Source organism: Knoellia remsis (assembly GCF_003002895.1).
Classification (GTDB): domain Bacteria; phylum Actinomycetota; class Actinomycetes; order Actinomycetales; family Dermatophilaceae; genus Knoellia; species Knoellia remsis.
Genome location: NZ_PVTI01000045.1, coordinates 1 through 12,052 on the forward strand (window position 1 = coordinate 1; position 12,052 = coordinate 12,052).

A 12,052-nucleotide genomic window follows, 5' to 3' on the forward strand; every position below is an offset into this window, starting at 1 on the left:
ATGGTGCCGGCGCGAGTGTCCAGGTCCCGGTGCCGGTACCCGTTGCGGCTATTGGTGCGGTCCGGGCTACGGGTGCCGTACTCGGCACCGCACACGCTATCGGCCTGCGCCGACAGCAGCGCGTTGATGAACGTGGTCAGCAGATCGCGCATCAGGTCCGGGCTGGCCTGGGCGAGCTGGTCGTGCAGGAAGACGGCAGGGTCGATACTGGTGTTCGCGGTCATCGCGATGCTCCATTCGAGAGTGCTGTGAGAGGTTCACTCGAAGGATCACGCGGTGACCGCACCTACGTGCGTAGGGACACGCTCACCGGTGTCGTCGTACACCAACCCTATGGACTCAACTGCGGGCCGAGCTTTCAAGCATTCAGGCGTTGATACTTGTCAATCGTGACCGGCTTGCGCTTGAGGAGGTGGGGTTGTTCGATTTCGAGCATCCAGCTGAGGGCTCGGCAAGTCTCGCGACATCACTCGAGGCCGTCAGAAGCGAGATCCGTCAGCTCAACAAGATCGGAAGCGCCATCACGGCAAGCCAAAGTTTCACCTGCAACAACTCCGCCAGCAAGGGCTAGACCTTTGTTAACCAGATGAGCCGCATTATGCTGCGAGCTTATAACGCCGAGGCCGAGAATGCGGTCAAGTCGGTGAAGGCTGGAAATCTCGGCTCCGCCCAGAAGCGCTTGTCGAAGGCGAAGGAACAGATTGCTCGGCAGGGTGCATTGATCGAACTTTCTGTGTCCGAGCCTTATCACCGGCTCCGACTTCAAGAACTGGAACTCGCGGCAAGACATCTCCAAGCGGTGGCGAGGGATCGAGAGCTCGAGCGTGAGCGTCGAGCAGAACTTCGCGAGCAGCGCATCTTGGAGCAGGAGATCAAGAAGGAAAAGGACCGCCTCGACAAGGAACGATCGCATTATCTCAATTCAATCGCCCGACTGCGAGAACGAGGCGACACACAAGCAGCGGATGCGCTCCAAGCCGAGCTCGACCGCGTGGACCAGGAGATCGCAGCCGTTGACTACCGAGCAGCCAACATCCGAGCCGGTTACGTTTACGTGATCTCCAATATCGGGGCCTTTGGTGCTGGGGTCGTGAAGATTGGGATGACCCGTCGGCTCGAGCCCATGGACCGTATCCGTGAGCTTGGCGACGCGTCTGTGCCGTTCGTCTTCGACGTTCACGCACTCTTCTTCAGCGACGACGCGGTCAGCATCGAAGCGATGCTCCACCGAGAGTTCGCGAAGGAGCGGATCAACAAAGTGAACCTGCGCAAGGAATTCTTCCGTGTGGGTCCGGACGCCGTGTTGGATGCCTTGCGGGAACACAATGTTTCAGTGCTGGAATTCGATACTCATGCCGCAGCAGAGCAGTACCGGATGAGTTGGCCCGAAGAGCAACCCGTCGTGGAGGAAACCCATCACCGCGTCGTTCCCCACACGCCGGATAACTGAGTTGCCGCTCGTCAGCGGACGCGCTGGTGGGTGGTCCGGAAAGCCGCGCAGTTCCGGGTCTCGATGACGTCGCTCACGCCCGGCGTCAGTGCGCAGCGCCGCCGGCACGGGCAGGGGCTTGCTCCGAGCGGTCTCCGAGAGGTCGCGCGGGGGTTCTAGCCCATGACGAGGTACGGCCAGTCGTCGGCCGTCACCCCCGCACTCAGGATCGAGGCGATGTTCGGGTGCTCGGCGAGCTCGGCCATGGTGTTCGCCTCGGCGACGAGCTCGTCACCGAGGTGGGCGCCCCGCGACCTCAGCACCTTGACGGCCACGGGCATGCGCGGCATCAAATGATCGTGCAGGTGCACGTCCGGAAAGCCCCCGTGACCGAGCCCGCCGTATGTGGCGCAGGCCGTCGATCTGCGGAGCCGGTGCCGTCATCGTGCGTACCTCCTATCGACGCCACCACCCACGGTCCGAGAAGCACGTATGCCGTGCGCTCCCCCGAATGCGGGAGCGCACGGCATACGTGCTTGTGCGAGAAGGGGATTCGGCCCTTCAGCCGTCAGTGGCTGTGGCCGTGGCCACCGGCGGGGGCGGCCTCCTCCTCGTCCTTCTTGTCGACGACGAGCGTGTCGGTGGTGAGGACCATCGACGCGATCGACGCGGCGTTGCGCAGGGCGCTGCGGGTGACCTTGACCGGGTCGATGACGCCGGCCTTGACGAGGTCCTCGTAGTCGCCGGTGGCGGCGTTGAGGCCCTGGCCGGGCTCCATCTCGCCGACCTTGGCGACGGCGACGTAGCCCTGGAGGCCCGCGTTCTCGGCGATCCAGCGCAGCGGCTCGGCCGCGGCCTTCTGCACGATCGTGGCGCCGACCTTCTCGTCACCCTCGAGGCCGAGGCCGTCGATGACCTTGACCGCCTGGATGAGGGCGGAGCCACCGCCGGCGACGATGCCCTCCTCGATGGCCGCACGGGTCGCCGAGATGGCGTCCTCGATGCGGTGCTTCTTCTCCTTGAGCTCGACCTCGGTGTGCGCGCCGACCTTGATGACGCAGACGCCGCCGGCGAGCTTGGCGAGACGCTCCTGGAGCTTCTCGCGGTCCCAGTCGGAGTCGGTGCGCTCGATCTCGGCCTTGATCTGGTTCACGCGACCCTCGACCTCGGACGCGTCGCCCGCGCCGTCGATGATCGTCGTCGTGTCCTTGGTGACGACGACGCGACGGGCCTGGCCGAGGACGGACAGGTCGGCCTGGTCGAGCTTGAGGCCGACCTCCTCGGCTATGACCTGCCCACCCGTGAGGACGGCCATGTCCTGCAGCATCGCCTTGCGGCGGTCACCGAAGCCGGGGGCCTTGACCGCGACGACGTTGAAGGTGCCGCGGATCTTGTTGACGACGAGCGTCGACAGCGCCTCGCCGTCGATGTCCTCGGCGATGATGAGCAGCGGCTTGCCGGCCTGGACGACCTTCTCGAGCACCGGCAGGACCTCGGCGATCGCGGAGATCTTGCCCTGGTTGATGAGGACGTAGGCGTCCTCGAGGACGGCCTCCATACGCTCGGCGTCGGTGATGAAGTAGGGCGAGATGTAGCCCTTGTCGAACTGCATGCCCTCGGTGAACTCGAGCTCGGTGGCGGCCGTCGAGGACTCCTCGACGGTGATGACGCCGTCCTTGCCGACCTTGTCGAAGGCGTCGGCGATCGTGGCGCCGATCTCCTTGTCCTGCGCGGAGAGCGCCGCGACAGAGGCGATCTCGTCCTTGCCGTCGACCTCGCGAGCGGTCTCGAGCAGCTTGTCAGACACGGCCTCGACGGCCTTGTCCATGCCGCGCTTGAGCCCGGCCGGCGCCGCGCCCGCGGTGACGTTGCGCAGGCCCTCGCGGACCATCGCCTGGGCAAGGACGGTCGCGGTCGTCGTGCCGTCGCCGGCGATGTCGTTGGTCTTGGTGGCGACCTCCTTGGCGAGCTGGGCGCCGAGGTTCTCGTAGGGGTCCTCGAGCTCGACCTCACGCGCGATGGTGACACCGTCGTTGGTGATCGTAGGGGCGCCCCACTTCTTGTCGATGACGACGTTGCGGCCCTTGGGGCCGAGCGTCACCTTGACGGCGTTGGCGAGGGCGTCGACGCCGCGCTCGAGCGACTTGCGGGCGGAGTCGTTGAACTCCAGTTCCTTGGCCATGAATGTCCTTCAGGTGGTGTTCGGATGAAGCAGATGCGCGTATGCCGTGGGCTCACCGCGGGAGGCGAGCCCACGGCATACGCGGTGGTTCAGTGCCATCGGAGTCGGCCGCGGGAGTTCAGAGTCCCGCTGCACCGTCACCGTGAGGCGAGCAGAAGGCTTGCTCAGCCGACGACCGCGAGGACGTCGCGCGCGGAGAGGATGAGGTACTCCTCGCCGCCGTGCTTGACCTCGGTGCCGCCGTACTTGCTGTAGATGACGCGGTCGCCGACGGAGACGTCGAGCGGGACGCGGTTGCCGTTGTCGTCGATGCGACCGGGGCCGACCGCGAGGACCTCGCCCTCCTGGGGCTTCTCCTTCGCGGTGTCCGGGATGACGAGACCGGACGCCGTGGTCTGCTCGGCCTCGAGCGACTTGATGACGATGCGGTCCTCGAGCGGCTTGATGGAAACCGACACTTTCGTGACCTCCCCTTTTGGGATGAGTCGAACTGGACAGATGCGTGGCTGCGCGTCGCGGACCAGCTCGCCGTCGCGGGGGTCGAGTCGGTCCACCTGCGCTGGCACTCACCGGGGGCGAGTGCCAATGCCCCAAATCTAGGTCGCCGGTTAGCACTCGGTCAACCCGAGTGCCAGCCGGCTCGCTCTGCCCGGAGCGAACAACGCGGCCGCCCCCGGCGGACGGACGACAGGGACGGGCGACCGGAGCGGGCGATTCCCGGTTGCTCCAGCCCGTCGCCGCCCGACAGGCTGACCCGCGTGACCGACACCGATTCTGCCGCTCTGCTCGCGGCATACGACGCCCAGCTCCGTCGCGACGCCGAGGTGCCGTCCGCGCTCTCGGTGACCGAGCTCGGACCGCTCGTCCTCGCGACGTACCTCGGCGGTCGCGGCTTCATCACCTACCGCACCCTCGACACCGACGCGGGACCCGCGACGAAGGAGTCGGTCCGCGAGCTCGTCACCGCAGCCCTCGAGCACTACCGCCGGGACCCCGGGGTCCTCACGGTGGAGTGGAAGACGCGGGGGCACGACCACGCACCCGGCCTGCACGAGGCCCTGGTGGCAGCCGGGTTCGAGCCGGAGGAGTGCGAGTCGGTCATGGTCGGCGACGCCGCCCTGCTCGCCGTCGACGTCGACCTGCCCGAGGGCGTGGTCGTGCGCCGGGTCACCGACGAGGAGGACGTCCGGCGGATGCTGGCGATGCAGGCCGAGGTGTTCGGCGACAGCCCCGGGGACGCCGCGGCTCACGAGGAGGAGGTGCTGCACCGCCTCCGGACGCGGGACGACATGGAGATGTGGGTGGCCGAGTGCGACGGCGAGGTCGTGTCGGCAGGACGACTCGAGCCGGTCGCCGGCACCGAGTTCGCCGGTGTCTGGGGCGGTGCGACCCGGCCGGAGTGGCGCGGCCGCGGCATCTACCGGGCGCTCACTGCGGCGCGGGCGCGCTCGGCGATCGGCCACGGCAAGCGGTTCCTGCACAGCGACTCGACGGAGTTCTCCCGCCCCATCCTCGAGCGGTCGGGACTCGTCCGCGTCACGACGACGACGCCCTACGAGTGGACGAGGCCCATCCCTGTCGACCGGATGACGCGCGCGCACCCCGCCGACGCGGCACGCTAGTGCCGTGACCTCTGCCGCCAAGCCTTCTGCCGCCATGCCTCCTGCTGCCATGCCTCCTGCCGCCAAGCCTCCTGCTGCCGTGGCCCTTGGCGCCATGCCTCCTCGCCGCGGCTCCTGGCGTGCCCTCATCGTCCCGGTGACGGCGATCGCGATGCTGGCCGCGGCCGCTCCCGCCGTCGCCGACGGCCCGGGCAGCAAGACCCCGTCCGGCACCGGGGCGGTGCGCGGTGACGCCGCCGACCCCGTCGTACCGCTCGAGGGCCGTGGGTTCGGGCACGGGCGCGGGATGTCGCAGTGGGGTGCTCGCGCAATGGCGTCCCAGGGGCGCACCGTCCGCGACATCACCGCCTTCTACTACCCGGGGACGACGACGGCGTCCATCGGCAACCCGACCGTGCGGGTGCGCCTCACGTCGGTGTCGACGAGCCCCACCACCGTGGCGGCGCAGGCGGGTCTCGTCGCGACCGACGGCAGCTGCACCGCCCCGCTGACGTCGTCGACGGCCACGTCGTGGCGCGTCGCCCGCGTCGACTCCCGGTGGCAGGTCCAGTCGACGACCGGGTCGGGCTGGTCGGCCGTGACGACGAGCTGCCCGGGCTTCGCGAGCGCCCCGTGGGTGGGCTTCGTCGGGGGATCGTCGGTGGACTCCTCGATCCTCACCCTGCGCACCCCGAACGGTGACCGGCGCTACCGCGGCATGCTCCGGGCGAGCGCGATCACCCTGCGGAGCGGCGGCGTGGCCCAGTCCACGACGGGGACCGTCAACGCCCTCCCCATGGACCGCTACCTCATGTCCGTCGTCCCGGCCGAGATGCCGGCGTCGTGGGCCATCGAGGCCGTCAAGGCGCAGGCCGTCGCGGCACGGACCTACACCGCCGCCCGGCTCGGCAGCGCCGACGGCTTCGACATCTGCGACACCACGACGTGCCAGGTCTACCCAGGCCTGACCTCGTCGACCCCCGAGCACGCGAACTCGACGGCGGCAGTGCAGCAGACGAGCGGCCAAGTGCTCCACTACGGCGGCCGGCCGGCGCTCACCGAGTTCAGTTCCTCCAACGGAGGGCAGGTCACCGGTTCGAGCCTCGCCTACCAGGTGGCCAAGGCCGACCCCTACGACGGCGTCTTCCCCGAGGCGCCGGACACGTGGGCCCTGCCCACACTCAAGGCCAGCACGATCGAGAAGGCCTGGCCCGGGCTCGGCCGGTTCCGGTCGCTCACGATCACCCGGGACGGCAAGGGCGCCTGGTACGGCGGCCGCGCCACGTCGGTCACCGTCACCGGCACCTACGGCAGCCGCACCGTGACCGGCGACGCCTTCCGCAGCGCGCTCGGGCTGCGCTCGACGTGGTTCCGCCCGACGGGCTCCGGCGTCGGCACCGACTGGCTCGGCAACGGCTTCTCCGACCTCGTCGTGCGGGACGCGGCGGGCGCGATGTGGAGCTACCCGACGGACGGGAGAGGCGCGCTGCTGCCGCGCGTCCGGATCGGCAGCGGCTGGGCGGCCATGCCGGAGATCGTCGCGCCGGGAGACTTCTCCGGCGACGGCGTGCCCGACCTCATCACCCGCTCCACCACGACGGGCGCCCTGACCCTGCACCGCGGGCACCCCGGCGGCTGGTTCGCGTCGCAGAGCACTCTCGGGACCGGGTGGCAGGGCATGACCGCCGTCGTCGCACCGGGGGACCTCGACGGTGACGGAAAGCCCGACCTCCTCGCCCGCGACGCGGCAGGCAGCCTGTGGCTCTACCCCGGTACGGGCAGCGGCGGGCTGGCAGCCCGGGTGAGCAAGGGCACCGGCTGGGGCGGCTACCGCGAGCTCGAGGCCGTGGGCGATGTCGACGGCGACGGCGGCACCGACCTCGTCGGCATCACCTCCGCCGGCGCCCTCACGCTGCTGCGCTTCTCCCCCACCGGCACCTACCTCGGCTCGCGGACCCTGGCGACAGGATTCGGCTCGATCTCGTCGCTGACCGGCGCAGGCGACCTCACCGGCGACGGCCGCGCGGACCTCGTGGCACGGGACCCGGGCGGGACGCTGTGGCTCTACCAGAACGACGGCACCGGCACTTTCGGCTCCCGCTTCGCGCTCGGCACCGGCTGGTCGGGCGCGACGATCGGCAGCTGAGGCGCACCGGCGACGGTCGCCGGGGTGAGAGGGTTGGGGCGTGGACGTGAGCACCGTGCGGGCCCTGGTCGGTCCCGAGGGCCGTGACCTGCTGCGGTCCCTCCCTCCCTACGACGAGGCAACGGTGCTCACCGTGCAGGACCGGCTGCGCAGCGACGGCGTTCCACCCGAGCTCGCCGCCGCAGCCCTGACCCAGCAGCGTCTGCGTGCCCGGGCGGCGGCGAAGTTCGGCGAGTTCGCCGAGGACATGTTCTTCACCGCCGACGGCCTGGAGCAGGCCACCCGGCTCGAGGTCGCCGTCGCCCACGCCCACCGCTTCAGCCGCGCGAGCCTCGCGACCGTGCACGACCTCGGCTGCGGCATCGGTGCCGACGCCGTCACCCTCTCCTCCCTCGGAGTCACCGTGCAGGGGGTCGACGTCGACCCGGTCACCGCGGCCGTCGCCGACGCGAACCTGCGCCCGTGGCCGGACTCCCGCGCCCGCGTCGGGCGCGCCGAGGACGTCGATGTCGGGCCGGACCCCGGGCGTAACCGCGTCGGGGTGTGGCTCGACCCCGCCCGACGCACCCGAGGTGTCGCCGACCTCCACGGTCGTACCCGCCGCACCTTCCGCCTCGACGAGCTGTCGCCGTCGTGGGACTTCGTCACCCAGGTCGCGGCGACGGTCCCGGCGACCGCGGCGAAGCTCAGCCCCGGCTTCGACCATGCCGCCATCCCCGCGGGCGTCGAGGCGCAGTGGACGTCGTGGGCCGGCGACGTCGTCGAGTGCACCCTGTGGTGGGGGCCGCTCGTGGGCAGCGCCGGGCGCACCGCGAGGGTCATGGGTGCGGGCTCCCCGCCGGCCCTCGTCGACGAGTCGATGGCCGACTCCGTGCCGCACCTCGCGACCTCGCTGGCCGACGTCGGACCGTGGCTGCACGACGTCGACAAGGCGGTGTTGCGCGCCGGGCTCGTCGGTGCGGCGACGCGCGCCACCGACGGCGCCGAGTCCGACGAGAACACCGGCTACGTCCTCACCTCCCGCGACACGGTGCTCCCCTACACGCGCCGGTATGCCGTCCGCGAGGCGATGCCGTTCAGCGTCAAGACCCTGCGTGGCTGGCTCCGTGAGCATGGCGTCACCGGCCTGACGGTCAAGAAGCGTGGTGTGCGCCTCGACGACGGCCAGCTGCGCCGCGACCTCAAGATCGGCACCGGCGCGGGGTCCGGCGAGCAGGCGACGGTCGTGCTGACCCGCGTCGGCGGGACCCAGGCGGCCCTCATCGTCGACCCCGCCTAGGCCGTCGGGTCAGAGGTGCGGGTCCGGCTGGGCCCCGGCATGCCGCACCGCGGCGGCGCCGGCGGCAAGGGCCCGGTCGAGCGCGCTGTCGCGGTCGTCGCCGGCGGCGAGGGCAGCGGCCAGGGCGCCGCAGAACGCATCTCCCGCTCCGGTCGTGTCCACGACGTCGGCTGCGTCCACGGCGTGTGCCGGCACCGATCGGCCGTCCCACGACGCGCCGTTCGCACCGAATGTCACGAGCAGCGAACCTGCCTCCGCTCCGGCCTCCGCGAGGGCGACCATCTCGTGCTCGTTGGCGACCACCGGGTCGGCGAGCGCGACGACGTCCGCCGGGAGGGCGGCATACGGCGCGGTGTTGACGACGACACGCGCACCCCGCGACGCGGCACGTCGGGCCGCCGCGGCGACCACGGGTATCGGCACCTCGAGCTGCATGAGGAGAACGTCGCCGGGTCCGAGGTCGTCGACGGCGTCGACCTCCGTGTCGTCGAGGCGGGCGTTGGCACCGGGGACGACGATGACGGTGTTCTCGCCGTGGTCGTCCACGGCGATGAGCGCGTGACCGGTGGGCTCGCCGCTCACCACACGCAGCCTGCTCACGTCGATCCCCTTGTCCCGCAGGCGTTCTCGGTATGCCGCCCCGCCCTCGTCGTCGCCGACTGCGCCGACCATGACGACGTCGGCTCCCGACGCGACCGCCGCCGTCGCCTGGTTCGCACCCTTGCCACCGGCGAGCTTCTCAAGACCGTCGCCGAGGAGGGTCTCGCCCGGCTGCGGGTGCCGCTCGACCCGGGTGACGAGGTCGACGTTGAGCGACCCGAGGACCATGACCCGGCCCATCAGCGCCCTCCCGAGATCGTGTCGAGCCACAACCTCGCGACTCGCGGGCCGTCGATCTCGAGTGCAACGTCGACCTGGGCGTGGGCGAGGCCGTGCGGGTCGTGGTCGAGGTCGCCCGTCCAGTCCCGGGTGTCGACGATGGTACGGCCGCGGGTCCACGTGCCGGCGAGCTCGACGCGCACCGGCAGGTACTGCGTGCGGACCGCGTCGGGGTCGACGAGCATCGCCACGGCGCCGGCGTCGCCGATCGTCGCGTCCTCGGCGCGGAACCGTTCGCTCATGAACCTGATGAGGCCGCCCGCGAGCGCTCCGGGTCCGCGCTCGTCGAGAGCGGCGAGGCGCTCGGCCTCGGCGAGGGTGACCCGGGGTTCGTAGAACACGTCGAGGCCGTACATCGTCACGGGCACGTCGTGGTCGGCGCTCGCGTCGAGGACGACAGCGGTCGCCTCGGGGTCGTGGAAGACGTTGAACTCCGCGGCTGCGGTCGCGTTGCTCACCATGGCCCCACCGCCCATGAAGACGATGCGGCCGATCCGCGCGAAGGTATCGGGGTACATCCGGGCGAGGAGCGCGACGTTCGTCATCGGCGCGAGCGGCACGAGGGTGACGGGGTCGCCGCTCGCCGCGGCTGCGTCGATGGTGTCGCGCAGCAGGTCGACGGCGTGACGTGGGTCGGGCTGCGTCGTCGGGTCGGGTCGGGAGAGGCCGCCCATGCCGTCGGGTCCGTGGACGTGCCGGGCGTCGACGGGTCGCTCGAGCAGCGGGTGGGCGGCACCGGCACCGACTGGGACACCAGTCGCATCTGCCGCTTCGAGGACGACGAGCGTGTTGCGGACGACGTCGTCGAGGGGCGCGTTGCCGCCCACGCAGGTGACGGCCCGCAGGTCGAGGTCGGGGTGCAGCGCGGCGAGGAGGATCGCGCACGCGTCGTCGGTGCCGGTGTCGACGTCGAGGATGACGGGGAGGGCCATGGGGAGAGGGTATGCCGGTCGTCGGCTAGCGTTGCGTGGCGTGACCTTCCGCTCCGCCACCCGAGTCCGTACTCGCCGCGCCGCACTCGCCCTGGCCCTTGCCGGACTCCTCGGCACCACGGCGTGCGGCTCCGGCGACGGCACCGACGAGGCCACGTCGACGCCCAGCTCCACCTCGGCCTCGCCGAGCACGAGCACGACGGCTCCGTCGTCCTCGTCGAGCCCGAGCACCTCGAGCCCCTCGGCGTCGGCGTCGGCGTCGGGTTCGGCCCTGCCCGTGAGTGCGTGTGTGCGCGAGAGGGCCGAGGCGCTCTCGGAGGAGCAGGCCCTCGGCCAGCTCGTCATGGTCGCGCTCGACAGCGGCGCGGCGCAGTCCTCCCTCGACGACGACATCTCAGCGCGCAAGGTCGGCAACGTCTTCCTGCTCGGTGGGTGGCGGGACGGAGCCGCCCGCGTCAAGAAGGCGACCGACCACCTGCAGGACCAGGCCACGGAGGCCGCGACGGACGGCATACCGCTGCTCATCGCGGCGGACCAGGAGGGTGGCGAGATCCGGCAGCTGCGCGGTGACGGGTTCACCAAGGGCCCCTCGGCGAAGGTTCAGGGGACGATGGACCCGGCCGAGCTCACCGCGGCGGCCACGGGGTGGGCGAAGGAGCTCAAGGCGGCCGGGATCAACGTCAACCTCGCCCCGGTGACCGACACCGTGCCCGCCGACCTCGGTCGCGCCAACGCGCCGATCGGCAAGTGGGGCCGGCAGTACGGCTCCACTCCCGCTGCGGTGACGAAGGGGTCGACGGCCTTCATCAAGGGCATGAGCGCCGGCGGCGTCATGTCGACCGTGAAGCACTTCCCTGGCCTCGGTCGGGTCAAGAACAACACCGACTTCGACTCGTCCGGGATCGTCGACTCGGTGGCGACGCCCGACGACCCCTACCTCGCGCCGTTCATGGCCGGGGTCGAGGCCGGCGCCGGGCTCGTCATGATGTCGTCCGCGCGGTACCCGGGTCTGGACAAGACCGAGACGCAGGCCATGTTCAGCAAGCCGATCATCACGGGGCTGCTGCGCGAGAAGCTCGGCTACGACGGCGTCGTCATCACCGACGACCTCAACGCCGAGGCGGTCCGGTCGATCCCGGCGGGCAAGCGTGCCGTGGACTACATCTCCGCCGGCGGCGACATCCTGCTCACGGGAGACGCTGCATCGGTCGGGCCGATGGTCGACGCGCTCGCCGAGAAGGCCCGCGCCGACGAGAAGTTCGCCACGCTCGTCGAGACGTCGGTACTGCGCGTCGTCGCCCTCAAGGAGCGGATGGGCCTCATCGACTGCGGCTGACCGCGGCGGACGCCTCAGGTGGCTGGGCGTCAGGTGGCTGGGCGTCAGGTGGCTGGGCGTCAGGTGGCTGGGCGTCAGGCGCTGATCCGGGTCACCGGCATCGACGAGTCGGCCGGCAGGTCGAGGCGCGAGGCGTTCCTGCCCTTGAGCACCATCTGCGCTCCCAGCGCCGCCACCATCGCGCCGTTGTCGGTGCACAGTCCCGGTCGCGGCACGCGCAGCTCGATGCCGGCGTCGTCGCAGCGCTGCTGCGCCATGGCGCGCAGCC

10 protein-coding genes and 2 pseudogenes are annotated in these 12,052 nt (G+C 70.7%); 5 read left to right on the forward strand and 7 right to left on the reverse strand.

Translation table 11 applies throughout. The features are described 5' to 3' along the window. Positions 1–224 (reverse strand): transposase (locus BCF74_RS16430; RefSeq protein WP_177426688.1); only part of this gene is annotated, 224 nt, incomplete at its 3' end. 362 nt (positions 225–586) lie between these two features. Here BCF74_RS16430 and BCF74_RS16435 point away from each other — a divergent pair. Further along, positions 587–1,450 (forward strand): SNIPE associated domain-containing protein, encoded by an 864-nt coding sequence (locus BCF74_RS16435; protein WP_245889424.1) that lies wholly within the window; start codon positions 587–589, stop codon positions 1,448–1,450. Between the two features lie 155 nt (positions 1,451–1,605). Here BCF74_RS16435 and BCF74_RS17180 read toward each other — a convergent pair. The 3 genes and pseudogenes from BCF74_RS17180 to groES form a co-directional block, all read right to left on the reverse strand. Beyond that, positions 1,606–1,812, reverse strand: a pseudogene (locus BCF74_RS17180) (serine/threonine-protein kinase); the annotation flags it as partial. Between the two features lie 185 nt (positions 1,813–1,997). Then, positions 1,998–3,611: a chaperonin GroEL gene (gene groL, locus BCF74_RS16440; protein WP_106299019.1), complete on the reverse strand. Its 1,614-nt coding sequence runs from the start codon at positions 3,609–3,611 to the stop codon at positions 1,998–2,000. A 164-nt stretch (positions 3,612–3,775) separates the two neighbouring features. Then, positions 3,776–4,069: a co-chaperone GroES gene (groES, locus tag BCF74_RS16445; RefSeq protein WP_106299020.1), complete on the reverse strand. Its 294-nt coding sequence runs from the start codon at positions 4,067–4,069 to the stop codon at positions 3,776–3,778. 300 nt (positions 4,070–4,369) lie between these two features. Between groES and BCF74_RS16450 the strand changes: the two genes are divergently transcribed. The 3 genes from BCF74_RS16450 to BCF74_RS16460 are packed head-to-tail and all read left to right on the forward strand — an operon-like array spanning position 4,370 to position 8,637. After that, positions 4,370–5,233, forward strand: coding sequence for a GNAT family N-acetyltransferase (locus BCF74_RS16450; protein WP_106299021.1), 864 nt, complete (start codon positions 4,370–4,372; stop codon positions 5,231–5,233). Positions 5,234–5,237: 4 nt separating this feature from the next. After that, the gene (locus BCF74_RS16455) at positions 5,238–7,358 is read left to right on the forward strand and encodes a SpoIID/LytB domain-containing protein (protein WP_146133023.1); all 2,121 of its coding nucleotides are present in this window, start codon (positions 5,238–5,240) and stop codon (positions 7,356–7,358) included. A gap of 40 nt (positions 7,359–7,398) precedes the next feature. Continuing rightward, complete coding sequence (locus BCF74_RS16460) at positions 7,399–8,637, forward strand: class I SAM-dependent methyltransferase (protein ID WP_106299023.1); 1,239 nt, start codon at positions 7,399–7,401, stop codon at positions 8,635–8,637. Between the two features lie 9 nt (positions 8,638–8,646). On the opposite strand, the gene BCF74_RS16465 is transcribed toward BCF74_RS16460, so the two are convergent. Both BCF74_RS16465 and BCF74_RS16470 read right to left on the reverse strand, forming a co-directional pair. Continuing rightward, the gene (locus BCF74_RS16465) at positions 8,647–9,477 is read right to left on the reverse strand and encodes a ribokinase (protein ID WP_106299024.1); all 831 of its coding nucleotides are present in this window, start codon (positions 9,475–9,477) and stop codon (positions 8,647–8,649) included. Beyond that, complete coding sequence (locus tag BCF74_RS16470) at positions 9,477–10,448, reverse strand: nucleoside hydrolase (RefSeq protein WP_106299025.1); 972 nt, start codon at positions 10,446–10,448, stop codon at positions 9,477–9,479. The genes BCF74_RS16465 and BCF74_RS16470 overlap by 1 nt, the downstream gene beginning before the upstream one ends. A gap of 40 nt (positions 10,449–10,488) precedes the next feature. Between BCF74_RS16470 and BCF74_RS16475 the strand changes: the two genes are divergently transcribed. Next, on the forward strand, positions 10,489–11,784 hold the full coding sequence (locus BCF74_RS16475) for a glycoside hydrolase family 3 N-terminal domain-containing protein (protein ID WP_245889425.1): 1,296 nt from the start codon (positions 10,489–10,491) through the stop codon (positions 11,782–11,784). A gap of 74 nt (positions 11,785–11,858) precedes the next feature. On the opposite strand, the pseudogene BCF74_RS16480 reads toward BCF74_RS16475, so the two are convergent. After that, positions 11,859–12,052: pseudogene (locus BCF74_RS16480) on the reverse strand (tRNA (adenosine(37)-N6)-threonylcarbamoyltransferase complex transferase subunit TsaD); the annotation flags it as partial.

Excerpts from the sequence above, each read along its gene's own strand:
- BCF74_RS16435 (WP_245889424.1), top strand. The coding sequence starts at position 587 with ATGAGCCGCATTATGCTGCGAGCTTATAACGCCGAGGCCGAGAATGCG.
- BCF74_RS16465 (WP_106299024.1), bottom strand. The coding sequence starts at position 9,477 with ATGGGCCGGGTCATGGTCCTCGGGTCGCTCAACGTCGACCTCGTCACC.
- BCF74_RS16470 (WP_106299025.1), bottom strand. The coding sequence starts at position 10,448 with ATGGCCCTCCCCGTCATCCTCGACGTCGACACCGGCACCGACGACGCG.
- groL (WP_106299019.1), bottom strand. The coding sequence starts at position 3,611 with ATGGCCAAGGAACTGGAGTTCAACGACTCCGCCCGCAAGTCGCTCGAG.